Origin of the sequence: Brucella sp. TWI559, from assembly GCF_039674265.1 — a bacterium.
Lineage (GTDB): Bacteria > Pseudomonadota > Alphaproteobacteria > Rhizobiales > Rhizobiaceae > Brucella > Brucella chromiisoli.
On record NZ_JBDJNE010000007.1, the window covers coordinates 182,916 to 200,098 of the forward strand.

The following is a 17,183-nucleotide window of genomic DNA, read 5'->3' on the forward strand; positions in this document are numbered from 1 at the left end:
CATAGGCACTACCAAGCTCGAGGGCAAGAAGAGCAGAAATCAGCCATTTTCTGTTCACCATTTAAACGTCTGGTTTGGGGCCGGAGAACGAACCCGCTTCGCGGGAAGGCGCATGCGACTGAGGTAGAAGGCACAGAGCGACCATTGCACTCTGCATTGAGTGTCGCTCGGAGCGAGCAGAGAATGACTGGCTTCTTCAACCAGGAGCCTGACCATGCACAACCAACCGAATTCGCCCGCAATCAACCCGCTTCGTCAACGCCTGATCGACGACATGAACCTGCGCCACTTCGGGCACGAGACCCAACGCAACTATCTGCGCGACATCGGACGACTTGCCAGCTTTCTCGGGAGGCCTCCCGATACCGCGTCCGTGGATGATTTGCGCCGCTTCCAGATATGGCAGCAAAGCGAGGGCGTCCCGGTGCCAACGATGAACAGTGTCGTGTCGGCGCTGAGGTTCTTCTTCAATACCACGATTGATCGCCCTGATCTTGCCCGCCGTCTCGTGCGGCTGGCGCACTCGCGCATACTGCCGGTGGTTCTGAGCCGTGAGGAAGTGACGCGTCTTCTTGATGCCACAACCTGTCTCAAGCATCAGGCGGCACTGGCCGTTGCCTATGGTTCGGGACTGCGCGTATCGGAAGTGGCTTCGCTGAAAGTCGCCGACGTCGACAGCGAGCGCATGCTTCTGCGAGTGGAGCGCGGCAAAGGCGGGCATGGACGCAACGCCATGCTGTCAGAAGATCTGCTCACGCTTCTGCGCCAATGGTGGCAAGCCGGCTACCGGCAGGGCGTCATACGGCGGGATGGCTGGCTCTTTCCAGGCATCAACACGCTGAGGCCCATCAGCACGCGCCAACTGCACCGCGTTGTAGTCGAAGCTGCAAGGAAGGCTGACATCGACAAGCGCGTGGGACTGCACACGCTGCGCCATTCGTTTGCCACCCATCTTCTGGAAGACGGCGTCGATATCCGCATCATTCAGGTACTGCTCGGTCACGCCAAGCTGAACAACACGGCCCTTTGCACCAAGGTTGCGACACGCACTGTGCGTTCAGTGACGAGCCCGCTGGATCGACTTGGTTTGTTCAAAGCGGAAGAGTCTGCGCCCGACAGCTGAGCCATGAAGGCCTCGCTTGAGGTCGCCGATATCTTCCATGCTGCTGGTCCTGAATATCGGATCGCCCATGCCGGGCATCTGAGCCTCGACCAGTTGAAGGTGATGTCGGCGATCGAGAACTGCCGCACCGCAGCGCTTGGCGGGCATGTCGAAGCTTGTGAAGACTGCGGCCAGTGGCGGATCCCCTATAACTCTTGCCGCAACCGGCACTGTCCGAAGTGCCAGGGCGCTGCTGCGCGGACATGGCTTAGGGAGCGCCAGGCCGACCTTCTTCCTGTCGACTACTTCCACGTCGTGTTCACGCTGCCGACCGAGGTGTCCGACATCGCCTTCCAGAACAAGGCGGTCGTTTATGACCTGCTGTTCAAATCCGCGTCGGAGACGCTGCTGACGATTGCTGCCGATCCAAAACATCTCGGCGCGCGCATCGGCATCACCGCCGTGCTCCACACCTGGGGGTCGGCTATGACCCATCATCCGCATGTCCATATGATCGTGCCGGGCGGCGGCATCTCGCTTGACGGAAGCCGCTGGATCTCGTCACGCCCAGCCTTCCTGCTTCCGGTGCGCGTTCTCGGCAAGCTGTTCCGCCGTTTGTTCCTCACACGGCTCAACGCCCTGCGCGATGCAGGCCGTCTCATCTTCTTCGGATCGATAGCGCACCTCGCTGACCGGCGCGCTTTCCTGCATCACCTTAAGCCTGTTCGAGCCAAGCGCTGGGTGGTCTATGCAAAGGCCCCATTCGCGGGTCCGGAAGCCGTTCTCGCCTATCTCTCACGCTACACACATCGGGTCGCGATCTCGAACCATCGCCTGATCGCCTTCGACAATGACAGTGTCACATTCCGCTACAAGGATTATCGCCGCGACGGAATTGATCGCCGGCAGGTCATGGCGCTGGCCACCGGCGAGTTCATTCGACGCTTCCTGCTCCACGTGCTACCGCGCGGTTTCCATCGCATCCGCCACTACAGCTTGCTCGCCAGCAGCGTGCGTGAAATCAGCCTGGCGCTGGTGCGCGAACTGCTGAACGTTGTCACACCAACGGCGACGAATGATCAATCGAAGGAGCCTGATGAATTCCGCCCGCCATGCTCTTGCTGTGGAGGGCGCATGATTGTCATCGAGGTGTTCGAGCGATGGCGGCAACCGCGCGGGCCGCCAAACATACCCACAACAAACCGGGAGAACTCGCAATGACCCGGCATGGCATAGCTCGACATTCAGCCGAAAGCGCTCGATCTTCGGCAACGCGCCCGCATGTGCTGAGCACGATCATCACCGGCAGCATAGCGGCGCTCACCTACCATTATGTCGACGATCCCATGTGGACACACCGCAAAGCTGTCCGACTGCAGCAATGGGACCACCTCCCCGCTGCGGTCGCAACATCAATGACATCTGCCAAAAAGAGAAATCCCCATAGCCGTTGATTGTGGCCCGCGGGTTCCTTCCCCGGGGACTTTCGTACGCCTAGCGGCGCCCGAAACTCTTCACGGAAGCCGTCTGTCCGCTTTTGGTGATCGTTGATATAAAGCAGACCTCCTCAGAGTCCTACGGTACTTAGGAGCCGAGATTATAGCAACTGCTGTTCGGCGCTTCGACTGACTGCAGTAATGAACTGCCCCCCATTTCGATCGTTCGAGCATAGCGGCGTCTGCAGCCACCCAAAGGCGTGCCGTCGCAATGGCTGCCGTTGCGGTGGTCATGCCACATAAATCCCGTCCGGAACTGATGGCCAGGCTTGGAGGGTTCGACGTGCTGTCGTGGCTGAAGCTAGACCTGTTCAATGGAATGATTGTGGGTGGGCTAATACCTTCGGCTGATCTGGCTCTTGCCGAGTTCCGCAAGGTGTTGGCCGAAATGTCTGACAAGTGGTGGGATGACAACACGTCGTACGCAATGTGTCCGTCGTCGAATGATTATGGACAGAATGCGGTCTGGGTATCAGGAGGAGATGGCTCGTCTGGCTTGTTGGTTTAAGCGGCGTTTGCGTGATGTTGCAAGCGTCGGTTCAAAATGGTCTGTTGCTTGATCTTTTTTCGTCGCTCCAGGATTTCATGTCCTCTGCCGAAGTAGACGTTCGCCGGCGTGAGATTGCCGAGGCTCTCGTGATATCGGCGATTGTTGTAATGCTCGATAAACGCCCCGATCTGAGCTTGCAGGTCTTCCAGGAAGAAGTAATTTTCGAGCAGGATCCGGTTTTTCAACGTCTGATGCCAGCGCTCGATCTTGCCTTGTGTCTGCGGATGACCGGGCGCGCCGTGCAGCTGTTCCATCTTCCTGTCCTTCAGCCAGTCCGCCAGGTCTTCCGCGATGTAGCATCTGCCATTATCCGATAGAAGCCGCGGCTTGTGTTCGACCTTGACGCTGTCGCAGCCGGATACAGCCAGCGCAATGTTCAGCGTGTCGGTCACATCACCGACTTTCATGTTCGTGCACAGCTTCCATCCCACGATATAGCGCGAGAAATCATCGAGAATGGTGGACAGATAGAACCAGCCCCAGCCGATCACCTTCAGATAGGTGAAATCGGTTTGCCACATCTCATTGGGCCGAACGGTCTTGTCCTTGAATTCCTTATCCGCCTTGACGACGATGAAGGCTGTCATTCCCTCGTCGCTACGGCGTAGACTCATAAACTGATGCACCAGATGCGGACAGCGATGAGTTTGACAGCAGCCAGGAAATTGGCCGGGTTTTTGTCGTAACGTGTTGCGATGCCGCGATGGTGCTTGAGGCGGTTAAAGAAGCGCTCGACCGAGTTTCTCTGGCGATATACCCATGGCGAGAACGCAAATACGTCCTTACGGTTTGATTTGGGAGGAATATTGGCGGTGGCGTCGCAAATCATCGTCCGTCGCAGCCCGGATAGCCGCAAGCGCTCGCGGCGACGGGCCATAAGGATTCTCATTGGTGTTGAGTTTGATGTATTTGCGGCCCTTCGGCTGTTCTCCTGGAACATAGGGTAGCAATGTCTCGACAAATGGACTCCAGAATCTACTCATCGTGTGTTTATCCTTTATTGGCGCTCTTCTGCTCAACGGAAATCACGGATAGCCCCAATGATCTGATCCTGAATGGCATCATCGAGATATGGCCCCATCGGCAGACTGAGGACAGTATCGGCCTTGGCCTCTGATACCGGCAGACCACCGGGGCCTACCCAGCACCAGGCATAAGCGGGCTGCCGGTGCAGCGGGATCGGGTAATAGATCGCAGTCGGAACGTCGCGAGATTTCAGATGTGCGGCCAAAGCGTCACGGTCCGTGTGTTCAATCGTATATTGCGCCCATACCGAATGCCCTCCTTCGATCACTGTCGGCGTTGCTGCGGCCGCACCAGCAAGGCCGCTGTTATATCGGTCGGCGACGCGATTCCTCAGCTCGACTTCCGTGTCGAAAATCTTGAGCTTTTCCAGAAGGACCGCTGCTTGGATTGTGTCCAGGCGGCCAGTCATTCCCAAGCGCAGATTCAGGTATTTGGGATCATGAACAAATCCTCTGCTCTCGATATCTCTGGCTGTTGCCTGTCCATGCACCCGCAACGACGTGAGGTGATCGTAAAGCTCCTCATTCTTCACCAGAACGGCGCCGCCGTCTCCGTAGCACCCCAAAGGCTTCGCAGGGAAGAAGCTAATCGTCGTCGCATCGGCCCAATAAATGGGATGGCGCTCGTGCAGCGTGCATCCAAAACCTTGAGCGGAATCAGCGATTAATTTCAATTGGAACGTATCGGCGATCGATCGAAGGATCGGATAGTTTGCCGGTTGCCCGAAAAGATCAACGGCAATAATCGCCTTGGGCTTGAGTACCGAATTTCGTGTTACGTCTTCTATTGCAGCCAGCAAATGCGCGGGATCGATCGTTAGTGTATCCGACCTGATATCTACAAATATCGGCGACGCGCCAATGAGGGCGATGGTTTCCGCCGTCGCAGCAAATGTAAACGACGGGCAGAAAACAGCATCACCCATACCGATACCCCATGCCCGCATGAGTAACGTTAGAGCATCGGTACCATTGGAACAGGAAAGTGCGAGCCCGGCCTGCCCGAATGTGGCAAGTTCCTTCTCAAAAGCATGAACCTCCGGTCCCATGATAAACTGACCGCTTCGTGTCACGGAAAGAATGGCGGCGTCAATCGCCGGTCCGATCACACGGCGTTGCGCTAGAATGTCGATGAATGGCGTCAGCACGGTTTACTCCTACTCCTGGCAAGCATGGGCTTGCCGACTAATTGGTTCGGCTTTTGGCTGATTGAGTACGGATGCCAGGTCCTTGTCTCCGCGCCCAGATATGTTGACGACAACGGTCTGGTCCTTTTGTCGAGCGGCGGCGACATCACCAAGGCGGGCCAGCGCATGTGCAGATTCGAGCGCTGGAATGATGCCTTCGATCCTTGAGCACAGGTGAAACGCCTCTATGGCCTCCTTGTCCGTCGCAGAAAAAAACCGGACGCGCCCGACATCGTGCAGCCATGCATGTTCGGGACCGATACCGGGATAGTCGAGACCGGCGGAAATGGAATGCGCGTCCTGTATCTGGCCGTCGTCATCCATAAGTAGATAAGTCCGGTTTCCGTGAAGAACGCCAGGCTTTCCTCCGGCAATCGCAGCCGCATGAGCCACGTCGAGACCAAGACCAGCGGCTTCCACGCCATAAATCTCCACGCCAGGATCATCCAGGAATGAATGGAACAGGCCGATCGCATTTGAGCCGCCGCCGATACAGGCCATCAGTGCATTGGGAAGCTGGCCCTCGACCTCCATCATCTGTCCGCGGGTTTCTATACCGATAATGGACTGAAAATCCCGAACCATCATTGGATAGGGGTGCGGGCCAGCGACGGTGCCGATGCAATAGAATGTGTCATCTACATTCGTAACCCAATCGCGCAGCGCCTCGTTCATGGCGTCCTTGAGAGTTGCGGAGCCAGAATGGACCGGCCGAATGTCGGCACCCAGAATCCGCATTCGGGCAACATTAGCCTCTTGGCGTTCGACATCGACCGCACCCATGTAGACAACGCAATCCAAGCCGAAGCGCGCGCAAAGCGTCGCGGTGGCGACACCATGCATTCCTGCTCCGGTTTCAGCGATGATGCGCCGCTTGCCCATCCGCATGGCAAGCAGAATTTGGCCGAGAACGTTGTTCACCTTATGCGCACCAGTGTGGTTGAGGTCTTCGCGCTTGAAGTAGATTTTCGCTCCGCCAAAGTGATCCGTTAAACCTTGTGCGAAATAAAGGGGTGAAGGGCGTCCAACAAAGTTCTTGAGATAGCCTGTCATCTCGGCTGCAAATTCCGGGTCGCGCCGCGCGTCTTCATAAGCATCCGCCAGAGCAAGGATAAGCGGCATCAGTGTTTCTGAAACGAAGCGTCCTCCAAACTTACCGAAATTTCCGTTCTCATCGGGACCGTTGCGGAAGGAGTTGATAAAGGGGTCATTCATACGCGGGTGTTCCTATCGCCGAGACAAGCGTCGGCGAGAGCTCGGCAGTCAGGAGCTCCACGAAACAACGAACAAACATCGGCATATAATATATCGATGTTCAGAATAACCGCTGACTGGTTTATCAAAGAGAACCGGATTCAATAAATGAGCTAGGCCGGATTTCCGGATTTCATCACTAGAGAACCATCCAGCGCCAGCTATATATAACAGCCGTGCCTGCAATGAGCCAAACTGGCCTAGCAAGTTTTATAAATCCGGCCATTCGTGAAGGCCGGATGTGCTGCTAGAGAACCACTATGAGGCCGGATGGCGGAGTGGTGACGTAACGGACTGCAAATCCGTTCAGCCTGGTTCAATTCCAGGTCCGGCCTCCAACACCTTGTGAAATGTGAGCAACCCTGTGCGGCTGTCTCAGGTCATACAAAGGGCGCTGGGCATGACAATGATCGACAAAATACTGATCGGGGCCGTCGCACCTCTCGGCCCGCGCGCCGCACCAAGCGGCATCGATAAGCACCCTATAGAGGGCCGGGTTTTTCTCGGGCCGGAAGGGTTCGCTGGCGATGCGCAGGGTGATCGCAAACATCATGGTGGCGTCGAAAAAGCTGTTCATCATTATGCTTATGACCACTATGCGCACTGGATTTCTACCATTGGAAATCGCGATGTTCTCACTAAACCGGGCGCATTCGGCGAGAACCTCTCGACACGCGGCATGACAGAACAGGATGTCGCTATAGGTGATACATTCAGGCTCGGACATGCAGTTCTTCAGATCAGCCAGGGTCGCCAGCCCTGTTGGAAGCTTAATGCGCGCTTCGAGACCGCGGACATGGCGGTCCGTGTCCAGAAATCCGGTATGACCGGATGGTATTACAGGGTGTTGGAGACCGGATATGTCGAATTAGGTGACGAACTCCATCTGATAGATCGCATTTCCCCGGAGTGGACAATCCAGCGCCTCTGGAGAGTCCTTTACGTCGACACAATGAACCGTGACGAGCTGGCAGCAATGATCGGATTAGACCACCTGCCGGAAAGCTGGCGCAATTACGCGCACAAGCGCCTTCAGACGCGACAGGTGGAAGACTGGTCACGCCGCCTGCATGGTGAGACATCGCCGTCGGCCTGAACCGGTCCAAGCTGAAATGCCGCGCCATCACCGAATTGCACTACCATTTCTCCGACATTAGTTTGGCCTATCAAAGTGCATCGAAATAAGCAAAGAAGATATGCCGGATGGGTAAGGGAACCACGCTTGCTATCGAAGTACGACCGGAGCGACGCGAACCTGTGTTTCTCGCTCTGGCGCGAACAATTGTTGAAGAGATTGAACGCGGCCGTCTTAAACCCGGCGATCCCCTACCTGGAACACGTGCGCTCTCCCGCAATCTGAAACTCAACCGGAATACAGTCGATGCGGCCTATCATGAATTGGCCATGCAGGGCTGGCTGGTTACGGAACCCGGGCGTGGCACCTTCGTTGCAGCCGATCTTCCCGACATGACGATGCATCCGCAGCCGATGCGCCCGACGGGCCATGCTGCCAAGCCCACTCGTGCGACCGATCCTTTAGTTCTTCGCTTGTCCGATGGCGCTCCGGATGTAAGGCTGGTGCCAACCACGGCCTTTGCCCAGGCTTTTCGCCGGGCGCTCGCTAGCGCCGCCTTCGCATCGGGCGGCATCTACGGTGATCCCCGTGGAAACGGCAAGTTGCGCGACGCGCTATCTTCCTATCTCAGAGACGAGCGCGGCCTTACGGCTGCACCTTCTGAAATTCTCGTGACGCGCGGCAGTCAGATGGCGCTTTTTCTGGCCGCTGCGGCGGTGGCCGGTCCCGGTGCTCTCATCGCCGTCGAGCAGCCCGGCTATCCGCTTGCGTGGTCGGCTTTTCGTGCAGCAGGAGCGGATGTCATCGGTATTCCGGTGGATGCTGGTGGGATCGATGTTGAGGTATTGGAGAGAATGGCGAGGGCCAATGGACGCTTGCGCGCCGTCTACGTTACGCCCCACCATCAATATCCGACCACCGTAACGATGGGCGCCGCCCGGCGGCTGCGCCTGCTTGATGTGGCACGGCGGTTTGGTCTCGTCATCATCGAAGATGACTACGATAACGAATATCGCTTCGATGGACGGCCGATCCTGCCGTTAGCGGCACGCGCTGAAAGCGATCTGCCGATCATTTATATCGGTTCACTGTCCAAGTTACTGGCCCCTGGCATCCGGATTGGTTATGCAGTCGCATCGCCCAAAATCCTGACGCCGATGGCCGACAGGCGCGAAGCTCTGGACCGGCAGGGTGACCTGCCGCTAGAGCACGCACTCGCCGATCTGATGGAGGATGGAACGATCAAGCGCCACGCCCGCAAAGCACGCAGAATCTACCATATGCGCCGCGATCTGATGGCACAATTGCTGCGGGAACGGTTCTCCGAGGACGCACAGTTTTCCTTGCCTGCCGGAGGGCTGGCGATTTGGCTAAGCCTGAAGCAGGGTTTGAGCGCCGAGACATGGGCGGCAAACGCCGCAAAACTTGGACTCTCAGTAATGCCGGGCATTCATTTCGATCTGGAGACTGTGAAACCGGCCGAAGCATTCCGGCTGGGCTTCGCAGGCCTTGACGAACGCGAGATGATACGCGCCATTGATATATTCGAGCGATCAAAGCCCGTGTGCCGATAAACCGGCCCAGAGGTTTTATCCAATCCGCCCCTGCTTCATGGTCCGTATCATGACTAAACCCTGCCTTAGCACAGGAGGGCGTCGTGGTAATCGACAATGCTTTTTATCATAAAGTCGCAGCAAGCCCCGAAACAACGGGATTTGGCCATGTCTGATCCTCTGTTGAAGGTTTTCAAGCGGATTGATCTCTCATTCGCGTTCGGAAAGGGATCGTGGCTTTATACACAAGACGGCACACGCTATCTGGATTTTGCGTCCGGCATCGCTGTCAATTCACTCGGCCATGGGCATCCCCACCTCGTGAAGGCTGTCAAAGCCCAGCTTAACAAGCTCTGGCACACTTCCAACCTTGTTCGCATACCCGAAGGCGAACAGCTGGCGCAGCGCTTAACCGATGCATCCTTTGCCGACGTTGTTTTTCTCACCAATTCGGGCGGAGAGGCAAACGAAGCCGCTGTGAAAATGGCTCGCCGCTTTCATTCGGCGACCGGCTCACCAGAGCGGTATCGTATCATCACCTTCACGGGGGCATTCCATGGTCGATCGCTCGCGATGATATCGGCAACCGGATACCAGCCGTACCTTGATGGTTTCGGTCCGCCGGTTGACGGATTCGATCAGGTGCCGCTCGACGATTGGTCAGCGCTGGGCAAGGCGATCACCTCGCACACAGCTGCAATCATGCTCGAACCAATTCAGGGTGAAGGTGGTTTGCGCTGCGTAACAAACGAGACGATGCACCGGCTGCGCGCGCTCTGCGACGAGCATGGGCTATTGCTGATTCTCGATGAAATACAAACTGGAGCCGGTCGAACAGGCAAGTTCTTCGCCCACCAATGGAGCGATGTCGAACCCGACATCGCGACGGTCGCAAAGGGGATCGGTGGCGGATTTCCGATGGGGGCATGTCTTGCAACCCATAAAGCGGCAAGCGGCATGACCGCTGGAACGCATGGTACCACTTTCGGCGGCAATCCGCTCGCCATGAGCGCAGGTAATGCCGTGCTTGACATCATACTCGACCCCGGCTTTCTCAATCGTGTGCGGACACTGGGCCAAATGCTGGGCGATGAGTTGCATCGCCTTGCTCTGGATTATGACGACGTTGTCGCTGGTGTGCGCGGAATGGGCTTGCTCCAGGGGCTTCAAATGCGCACTGATGCGACCGCCTTCGTCGATCTATTGCGCGCCCAACAGTTGCTGGCAGTCCCAGCGCGGGACAACGTGGTGCGGTTTGCGCCCCCGCTAACAATCCTGCCGAGCGAAATCACTGAGGCAATGCGCAGGATCAAGACAGCGGCCAATTTGTTGCGCGATCCAAACCGTCCGCCCCGCCGGAAGCGGCACACGGACAAAAAACTGGCGATGCCGACAGAAGGCCCCTCGCCGCTTCCAGATGCGAGGTTGCCTGCATGAACGTCCTCTACTCAATCAAGGATAGCCTGACGCCGATCCACAGGTCAGGCTATCCATTCATTCTCATCGGCGGCGCCTGCGTTGTCGGGTTCAGCTTCCTATCGGCTTCAATGGCTTGGTTCGCCGGCATCGTGACGGTCTGGATTTGCTATTTTTTCCGAAACCCAGAGCGTACGACGCCCATTGAAGATGGCATTGTCGTTGCACCCGCTGAGGGCCAGGTGAGTATGATCGCCGAAGTCCTTCCACCCCGCGAACTCGCGTTACCCGCCGAAGCGATGGTGCGCGTTTCGGTTTTCATGAGCATTTTCGATTGCCATGTGAACCGCGCCCCAGTGACAGGGCGGATACGACAAATCGCTTATACGCCGGGGCGCTTTTTCAATGCGGATCTGGACAAGGCCAGCGAGCAAAACGAGCGCAATGCGATAGTTCTTGAAACACCTTACGGCTCTGTCGTGGTCGTGCAAATCGCAGGGCTGATCGCCCGGCGTATCGAACATTGGGTTGCGGAAGGCGACGACATCGAAGTTGGGGAACGCTTCGGCCTGATCCGTTTCGGCTCTCGTCTTGATGTCTACCTTCCCCTTGGCACACCTCTTTGCGTCGCGGTCGGCCAGAGCGCCGTCGTCGGCGAAACAGTGCTCGCAAAACTGGGTGGTGAGTCTGCTGAACGGCGATACAAGCTGAGTTAATAATCAGGTCGGCAGGGATTGCACTATGCGGCTATGCCGCAAATTCGTGAACTGGGTCTATAAACTGGCCTCATTTTGATTGACTGAAGCCTCGATTTGGAGGCTTTTCTTACCCGTCGCCAGTTTAATCTCGCGGATCTCAAACAGAGGAATATCCAACCCCGATGCCTGATAAGCATGTGTATGTTTCGTGTTGTCGATCGGCGAGTGTCTGCGAGGAGTTTCTGCGCGAGATTTCTAAACCTTTATTGATCGACAGCTCCTATGTCCGTGTTCATCAATAAGCGACGACGAATAAAGGGGAAGCAAACAATGTTATTCACCTCTTCGCCCGCATATCTGGTCATTTGAAGTGGCATTTCCATCAAATAAATGAGTGCACAACCTAAAACCTGGATAGGTAAAAGAATTGGGACGGCTAACGCGCCGTCCCTTTGAGCCATTCGGTGAAAGTTTTACGGGCGGCCTCCCGCAATGCCGGCCCGTACTTGATAGCATCGGCGCGAAGGGCGCGGGGATCGATGCCGCTTGAAGCAAGTTCGGATGCGTGGCCTATCAACCAGCGTTCAATTCCCGCACAGGCATCCACCTCCAGATGAAACTGAAGACCAAGAACATTTGACCCGATTGAAAAACCCTGCGTCGTACACAATGCCGTTGTAGCGAGATTGGCTGCCTCACCGGGTATGTCGAAAGCGTCCCCGTGCCAATGAAGTACGGGAACGCCCTCCAGGTGCCGAAGCGGCCCAACCCGCCCGGCTTCTGTTAGCGAAAGAGACGAAAAGCCGATTTCCTTATGCCCCATCGGAGCGACTTTCGCGCCAAGCGCTAACGCAATCATTTGAGCGCCGAGGCAGATGCCAAGCGTCGGACGGCCTGATGCCAAACGCCGTTCAATGAGTTGCCGTTCTTCTTCGAGGAAAGGATAAGCTTCTGCCTCATAGACACCGACCGGCCCCCCAAGAATGACCATCAGATCGGGAACGGCCGCATCGAGAGTCCACAGCTCATTCATACCTATATCGTAGTAATGGATACGATACCCGGAAGCCGTAAGCACCGCCTCTAATGTGCCAAGATCCTCAAAGTGAAGGTGGCGAACGACTGCTGCCGTTTTCAGCATGGCGCGTGCTCCGGTTGTTACCACGGCGTTATCCTAACGCAGACAGATCTGCGCCATGATTGATGTGATAAACGGCGTTGCCGATCACCAATGCAGGTACGGACTTAACGCCTGCCGTACGCGCTTCCGCGATCCTATCTGCGGCTTCGCCAAGATGGACCGTCTCCACGGCAAAGCGAGAACGATCAAGCCCCCCAACGAACCGTTCTTCCGCATCAGTGCAGACCGCGCATCCAGCGTGATAAAAGACTACTTTTTCCGCCATGATCTATACTCCTTTTATCGATGAACCGATTTCCATGAAACCAGCACAAACGACAAGTATCGACCGCCGGCCCAACCCGGGAGGTCCGGTTTTCATTTGCAAAATGGGCCGGATCAGCCTGTCGTTCCAGGAGCTGTAACCTTTTTGAAGTCAGGCCAGTAATAGCCATCGGCGGTCGGGCGAGCACCGAAGATCGCTTGCCCGACCCTCACGACATTTGCTCCTTCCTCAATCGCGATCTCGAAATCCCCCGACATACCCATAGAAAGCTGGGTCAGTCCGGGATGGACGCAAACCGCCCGGTCGCGGAGGTCACGCAACAACTGGAAGCAGGTCCGCACCCGCTCGGTATCGGCGCTGAAGATCGCAAGCGTCATGAGGCCACGCGGCTTGAGCCGGGGAAATTCCACCAATCGCTCGACGAAGGGCATAAGGTCGTCGGGGTGGAGGCCGTATTTGCTTTCCTCCGATGAGGTATTAACCTGCACAAAAATGTCGAGGTCTCGCCCTTCCGCATCAAGGCGATGGTTTAGTTCTTCGGCCAGCCGAAAGCTGTCCAGCGCGTGGAATTCCGAAGCAAACCGCACGAGATATTTCACCTTGTTGGTCTGGAGGTGGCCGATGATGCTCCAGTTGATCGCAAGATCACCGAGCATATCGAGCTTGCCGCGGGCCTCCTGCAACTTATTCTCGCCAAAATCCGAGATGCCAGCGGCATAGGCGAGCCGCAAAATATGAGCCGGCACTGTCTTGGTGACGGGCAGAAGCCGCACATCTTCGACGGCACGTCCGCAACGCCGGCAGGCAGCAGCGATTCGCTTATGCACTGTTTTGAGGTTGGAGGCGAAGGATGTAGCCGGATCGTTACCGAAGCGGGCAAAGTCCTCTGGCAGAAGCTCGACCTTCAAGGCTGAATTCACCTCATCTCACCTCCGGCTAATAGGGCAGCGGAAAGCGTGCCACGAGCTGACGTACGCGCGTATTAATGGCCCGCCGGTTTGTGTCGAGTGTTCCGCCGCGAATGGCATGAAGCGTGTCCAGCATAAGAGTGGCAACCTCCCGATATTCGTCCATACCGAACCCGCGAGATGTACCGGCGGCGGCGCCAACACGGATACCTGACGTGATCATGGGCTTTTCAGGGTCGTTCGGGATCGCATTCTTGTTGAGCGTGATGCCGACGGACTCCAGTGCCTGTTCCGCGATGTTCCCGGTCACGCCGAAGGGGCGCAGGTCGACAACAGCAAGATGGCAATCGGTTCCGCCAGAGGTGATCTTGAGGCCGCCTTCAGCAAGGGACTGTGCCAGCACGCGGCAATTCTCTACCACCGAGCGAGCATAGTTCTTGAATGAGGGTTGCAACGCTTCGCCGAACGCGACAGCCTTCGCCGCAATGACATGCATCAGTGGTCCGCCCTGAAGGCCGGGAAAGGTCGCAGAGTTGATCTTTTTCGCTATTTCCGCGTCATTGGTCAGGACAAATCCGCCGCGAGGCCCGCGCAGCGTCTTGTGCGTGGTCGACGTTATGACATGCGCAAACGGAACCGGCGACGGATAGACGCCGCCGGCGACCAGTCCCGCGAAGTGAGCCATGTCAACAAGAAGGATCGCACCAACCTCGTCGGCAATTTCGCGGAAACGTGCGAAGTCCATGACGCGCGCATAGGCCGATCCTCCGGCGATCAGCAGCTTGGGCCGATGATGACGGGCGAGTTCCGCAACCTGATCCATGTCTATGAGATGGGTTTCCGGGTCCACACAATAGCCGACGACATTGAACCAGCGGCCCGACATATTAACAGAGGCCCCATGGGTCAGATGTCCACCGGCCCGGAGATCAAGCCCTAGGATTGTATCGCCGGGCGTCAGGAGCGCCAAAAACACAGATTGATTGGCTTGGCTGCCCGAATGCGGCTGCACATTGGCGTAAGTGCTGCCGAAGAGTTGGTTCACACGCTCGATCGCCAGATCTTCCACGACATCGACATTCGCACAGCCTCCGTAATAGCGACGATGTGGATAGCCCTCGGCATATTTGTTGGTGAGCACAGAACCTTGAGCATCGAGCACCGCCTGGCTCACGAAATTCTCAGAGGCGATAAGTTCGATGGATTCGCGTTGGCGGACTTTTTCGCTCGTGATTGCGGCGGCAATAGCGCCATCGGCAATGGCGAGGCGAGCGGAGCTTACACCTGCATTTTCCACTTTTTGAACTCTATGCGCCGTGACCGATGTTGCCATCGCTGATCTCCTTTTAAGGTGCCGGTAAAAACTGTCCCCTACGCTTGCCGCATGGCGGTTACAAAGCGGCACCTATCATGAATATGGCCTGTTGCTCCCAGCCACTTTGGGCAGTGCAGGCAGACCAATATGCAGACGGAGCGTTTCCTACATGGCGCTGACGCCGCGCAGCGCCTGGGCCAAATTTTTGACGGTAAGCTCTGTTTCGTGCTGCGTGTAGGCGGCAAAGCCCATCAGGAAGCCCGCCCTGCCATCGCCGGCAGCATGAAGGACCGACAGGCCGAGAAGTTCGATCCCCACGCGCCGCGCCGCATTGATGACGGCGCTTTCCGAAAGCCCGCCGGTCAGCACACAGGGCATCTGCAGGCCGCCGATGGGCGGCTGTGGTTCGGTAAAAACCGCAAGATGCTTGCGGACAAGCGTTGTCAGAACGTCAAGGCGCTCCGCGTAGATGCTGCGCATGGCACGGACATGCGCGCCCTCCATGAACCGGGCTAGAGTCAGTTGCGCTACGGAGGCCGTGTGACCGTTCATTAGCATGCGCACCACCGTCATCGGTTTGACGAGTTGCGGCGGCAGAACGACACAGCCAATCCGCAAGCCCGGAAAGAGGGCTTTCGTGAAGGTGCCGACATAGATGGTCCGGTCATGCGGATTGAGGTTCTGGACGCAGGCGGTGGGTTTTCCGGCATAGCCGAAATCGCTGTCGTAATCGCCTTCGATGATCCATACTTGATGCTTGGACTTGCCCTGATTTAGTGGAGGGGTTCGGACACTAGGATGAGGACCTGTTACTCAGAGTCGACAGGCACGCCCTCTCGACGGGTTCTCCGCGAATCAGCCGATAGCCGGTGCGGCCGCGACAGTGCTCTCGGCCTTCGGAACAGGGTTGACTCAGCTTTGATTTCCTTGATGAAAATAAGTGCACCTACCATTCCGCAGGCCTTCATGAGAAGGACGTTCAGCATTGGCTCGACCTCGGCGCACGTACTCGTGAAACCCAGCCGACAGCCAAAGGGAAGACCAAAGCGTCCAATCGTGCCGCCACCTCATTGAGATCGAAATTGTAATCTTGAGGACGGAGGTTCAACCGGATGTGCCGACAACGGTGCCTTGGGCCAGAGCGCATAAAGTTTCATTTCCATCGGCAACTGCGAATATCTCGCATTGGCAGACCGCCTGCCTTTTGCCAGTGTTCTTGGCGCTCGCCCGCGCAATCAATTCCGTTCCGCGTGCAGGTTTGAGGTAATTGATCTTGAACTCCGACGTCAGGGCATCGCCGCCTAATGCGAGCCCGCCGGCAAAAGTAATGGTGTTGTCCGCCAAATAACTGAGCACCCCACCATGGACGAAACCGTGCTGCTGTTTCAAATTGTGGGAGATCGCAAGGCGCAGTTCCGCGTTTCCCGGTTCGGCTTTGGTCAGACGTGCGCCCATGAACTGGCTGAACGGCTGGGCACCCAAGATCTGGTGTGCAAACGAGAGAAGATCATCCATGTCATCCATCCATTTGTATCAGGCGTTCTGTGACCATTCATGCCTGGTTAGTATTACCGATGACCGATTGAGTGCCTGGTCGATGCTTTGTTGGAAAACTGTGAGAAGACCTTCATCCAATCAGAGCGTATGGAAGTCGTTGTCGCCGAACCGGAGCCGCTTCTGCACTTCTTCCGCCATGGCAAATCCTCGAGATCGAAGACAACGTCATTGGTGTACTCAAAGCGCTTGGAAAGTACTGCCTCAACTTTTCCTCCGCCAAACAGTTCCTTTTGATAAAGCATTTCATCGATCCAATTAGTTCGACGCAGGTCTCGTGCTCTGAGCTTGGTCCACCGCAAGCGAGATATCCCCTCACAAATTCTAGCCTACAACGCGAGCCCTGTCATTTAATGTAGCAGCGCATGATTGCCCTATAGTCGATTACATTGCAATTCGTACGAGACCTCCCGTCAGCGCCTTTTGCATCACTGTTGCATGAGGGGCAGAACAGGCAGCGATCATCACGACGCCGACACTGCGCTCCAATGAACGAGTGTCTACAAGCCACCCTAGCGCCCGAAACCCGCCAGTGTTGATTGCCGCTGAGAAGTGATGGTGTGGATACCCCCTGCCAACGGCATCTCAATGTGCCAAGGTGATGTTGGGTAACGTCACTTGAGAGGAGATATCCATGGGAGAGA

16 protein-coding genes, 1 tRNA gene and 3 pseudogenes are annotated in these 17,183 nt (G+C 56.6%); 9 read left to right on the forward strand and 11 right to left on the reverse strand.

Annotated elements, in window-relative coordinates:
• Nucleotides 1-214: 214 nt before the first annotated feature.
• The 4 genes from ABE530_RS11340 to ABE530_RS11355 all read left to right on the forward strand — a co-directional run bounded on the left by ABE530_RS11340 (nt 215) and on the right by ABE530_RS11355 (nt 3,106).
• Nucleotides 215-1,123 carry a tyrosine-type recombinase/integrase gene (locus ABE530_RS11340; RefSeq protein WP_499694567.1) on the forward strand — a complete coding sequence of 303 codons (909 nt, stop codon included), beginning with the start codon at nt 215-217 and terminating at the stop codon, nt 1,121-1,123.
• 3 nt (nt 1,124-1,126) lie between these two features.
• A complete protein-coding gene (locus ABE530_RS11345) occupies nt 1,127-2,323 on the forward strand; it encodes an IS91 family transposase (RefSeq protein WP_499694568.1) in 1,197 nt (398 codons plus the stop codon).
• Nucleotides 2,320-2,556, forward strand: coding sequence for a hypothetical protein (locus tag ABE530_RS11350; RefSeq protein WP_499694569.1), 237 nt, complete (start codon nt 2,320-2,322; stop codon nt 2,554-2,556). Before ABE530_RS11345 ends, ABE530_RS11350 begins: the two co-directional genes overlap by 4 nt.
• A 253-nt stretch (nt 2,557-2,809) precedes the next feature.
• Nucleotides 2,810-3,106, forward strand: coding sequence for a hypothetical protein (locus ABE530_RS11355; protein ID WP_499694570.1), 297 nt, complete (start codon nt 2,810-2,812; stop codon nt 3,104-3,106).
• Here ABE530_RS11355 and ABE530_RS11360 read toward each other — a convergent pair.
• The 5 genes and pseudogenes from ABE530_RS11360 to trpB form a co-directional block, all read right to left on the reverse strand.
• A pseudogene (locus ABE530_RS11360) lies at nt 3,103-3,729 on the reverse strand (transposase); the annotation flags it as partial. The gene ABE530_RS11355 and the pseudogene ABE530_RS11360 sit on opposite strands and share 4 nt — an antisense overlap.
• Nucleotides 3,730-3,758: 29 nt before the next feature.
• A pseudogene (locus tag ABE530_RS11365) lies at nt 3,759-3,965 on the reverse strand (IS5/IS1182 family transposase); the annotation flags it as partial.
• Nucleotide 3,966: 1 nt separating this feature from the next.
• Nucleotides 3,967-4,131 (reverse strand): annotated as a pseudogene (locus ABE530_RS11370) (histidinol-phosphate transaminase); the annotation flags it as partial.
• A 32-nt stretch (nt 4,132-4,163) separates the two neighbouring features.
• A complete protein-coding gene (locus ABE530_RS11375; RefSeq protein ID WP_499694571.1) occupies nt 4,164-5,321 on the reverse strand; it encodes a DegT/DnrJ/EryC1/StrS family aminotransferase in 1,158 nt (385 codons plus the stop codon).
• A 9-nt stretch (nt 5,322-5,330) separates the two neighbouring features.
• Nucleotides 5,331-6,575 (reverse strand): tryptophan synthase subunit beta, encoded by a 1,245-nt coding sequence (gene trpB / locus ABE530_RS11380; RefSeq protein WP_499694572.1) that lies wholly within the window; start codon nt 6,573-6,575, stop codon nt 5,331-5,333.
• 303 nt (nt 6,576-6,878) lie between these two features.
• Here trpB and ABE530_RS11385 point away from each other — a divergent pair.
• From ABE530_RS11385 to ABE530_RS11405, 5 genes are all read left to right on the forward strand, one after another.
• Nucleotides 6,879-6,952: transfer RNA gene (locus ABE530_RS11385), tRNA-Cys, on the forward strand.
• A 62-nt stretch (nt 6,953-7,014) separates the two neighbouring features.
• Complete coding sequence (locus ABE530_RS11390; RefSeq protein ID WP_187548565.1) at nt 7,015-7,710, forward strand: MOSC domain-containing protein; 696 nt, start codon at nt 7,015-7,017, stop codon at nt 7,708-7,710.
• Between the two features lie 107 nt (nt 7,711-7,817).
• On the forward strand, nt 7,818-9,263 hold the full coding sequence (gene pdxR / locus ABE530_RS11395; protein ID WP_499694573.1) for a MocR-like pyridoxine biosynthesis transcription factor PdxR: 1,446 nt from the start codon (nt 7,818-7,820) through the stop codon (nt 9,261-9,263).
• Nucleotides 9,264-9,410: 147 nt separating this feature from the next.
• Nucleotides 9,411-10,679, forward strand: coding sequence for an aspartate aminotransferase family protein (locus tag ABE530_RS11400; protein WP_499694574.1), 1,269 nt, complete (start codon nt 9,411-9,413; stop codon nt 10,677-10,679).
• Nucleotides 10,676-11,374, forward strand: a complete 699-nt coding sequence (locus ABE530_RS11405; protein ID WP_499694575.1) for a phosphatidylserine decarboxylase — start codon at nt 10,676-10,678, stop codon at nt 11,372-11,374. The genes ABE530_RS11400 and ABE530_RS11405 overlap by 4 nt, the downstream gene beginning before the upstream one ends.
• A 418-nt stretch (nt 11,375-11,792) precedes the next feature.
• On the opposite strand, the gene ABE530_RS11410 is transcribed toward ABE530_RS11405, so the two are convergent.
• The 6 genes from ABE530_RS11410 to ABE530_RS11435 all read right to left on the reverse strand — a co-directional run bounded on the left by ABE530_RS11410 (nt 11,793) and on the right by ABE530_RS11435 (nt 16,500).
• The gene (locus tag ABE530_RS11410) at nt 11,793-12,521 is read right to left on the reverse strand and encodes a glutamine amidotransferase (RefSeq protein ID WP_499694576.1); all 729 of its coding nucleotides are present in this window, start codon (nt 12,519-12,521) and stop codon (nt 11,793-11,795) included.
• A 4-nt stretch (nt 12,522-12,525) separates the two neighbouring features.
• Nucleotides 12,526-12,762, reverse strand: coding sequence for a thioredoxin (locus ABE530_RS11415; RefSeq protein ID WP_499694577.1), 237 nt, complete (start codon nt 12,760-12,762; stop codon nt 12,526-12,528).
• 113 nt (nt 12,763-12,875) lie between these two features.
• On the reverse strand, nt 12,876-13,670 hold the full coding sequence (locus ABE530_RS11420; protein WP_499694578.1) for a YggS family pyridoxal phosphate-dependent enzyme: 795 nt from the start codon (nt 13,668-13,670) through the stop codon (nt 12,876-12,878).
• Between the two features lie 28 nt (nt 13,671-13,698).
• Entirely contained in the window at nt 13,699-15,003 is a 1,305-nt protein-coding gene (gene glyA / locus ABE530_RS11425) for a serine hydroxymethyltransferase (protein WP_499694579.1), read from the reverse strand.
• 147 nt (nt 15,004-15,150) lie between these two features.
• On the reverse strand, nt 15,151-15,729 hold the full coding sequence (locus ABE530_RS11430) for an aminotransferase class I/II-fold pyridoxal phosphate-dependent enzyme (RefSeq protein WP_499694590.1): 579 nt from the start codon (nt 15,727-15,729) through the stop codon (nt 15,151-15,153).
• Nucleotides 15,730-16,089: 360 nt separating this feature from the next.
• Complete coding sequence (locus ABE530_RS11435) at nt 16,090-16,500, reverse strand: PaaI family thioesterase (RefSeq protein ID WP_499694580.1); 411 nt, start codon at nt 16,498-16,500, stop codon at nt 16,090-16,092.
• Nucleotides 16,501-17,183: the final 683 nt, after the last annotated feature.

Bases quoted from the DNA above. Each gene is read 5' to 3' on its own strand.
- ABE530_RS11345 (WP_499694568.1), top strand. From the start codon at position 1,127: ATGAAGGCCTCGCTTGAGGTCGCCGATATCTTCCATGCTGCTGGTCCT.
- glyA (WP_499694579.1), bottom strand. From the start codon at position 15,003: ATGGCAACATCGGTCACGGCGCATAGAGTTCAAAAAGTGGAAAATGCA.
- pdxR (WP_499694573.1), top strand. From the start codon at position 7,818: ATGGGTAAGGGAACCACGCTTGCTATCGAAGTACGACCGGAGCGACGC.
- ABE530_RS11435 (WP_499694580.1), bottom strand. From the start codon at position 16,500: ATGGATGATCTTCTCTCGTTTGCACACCAGATCTTGGGTGCCCAGCCG.
- trpB (WP_499694572.1), bottom strand. From the start codon at position 6,575: ATGAATGACCCCTTTATCAACTCCTTCCGCAACGGTCCCGATGAGAAC.
- ABE530_RS11350 (WP_499694569.1), top strand. From the start codon at position 2,320: ATGACCCGGCATGGCATAGCTCGACATTCAGCCGAAAGCGCTCGATCT.
- ABE530_RS11390 (WP_187548565.1), top strand. From the start codon at position 7,015: ATGACAATGATCGACAAAATACTGATCGGGGCCGTCGCACCTCTCGGC.
- ABE530_RS11415 (WP_499694577.1), bottom strand. From the start codon at position 12,762: ATGGCGGAAAAAGTAGTCTTTTATCACGCTGGATGCGCGGTCTGCACT.
- ABE530_RS11405 (WP_499694575.1), top strand. From the start codon at position 10,676: ATGAACGTCCTCTACTCAATCAAGGATAGCCTGACGCCGATCCACAGG.
- ABE530_RS11400 (WP_499694574.1), top strand. From the start codon at position 9,411: ATGTCTGATCCTCTGTTGAAGGTTTTCAAGCGGATTGATCTCTCATTC.
- ABE530_RS11355 (WP_499694570.1), top strand. From the start codon at position 2,810: ATGGCTGCCGTTGCGGTGGTCATGCCACATAAATCCCGTCCGGAACTG.
- ABE530_RS11340 (WP_499694567.1), top strand. From the start codon at position 215: ATGCACAACCAACCGAATTCGCCCGCAATCAACCCGCTTCGTCAACGC.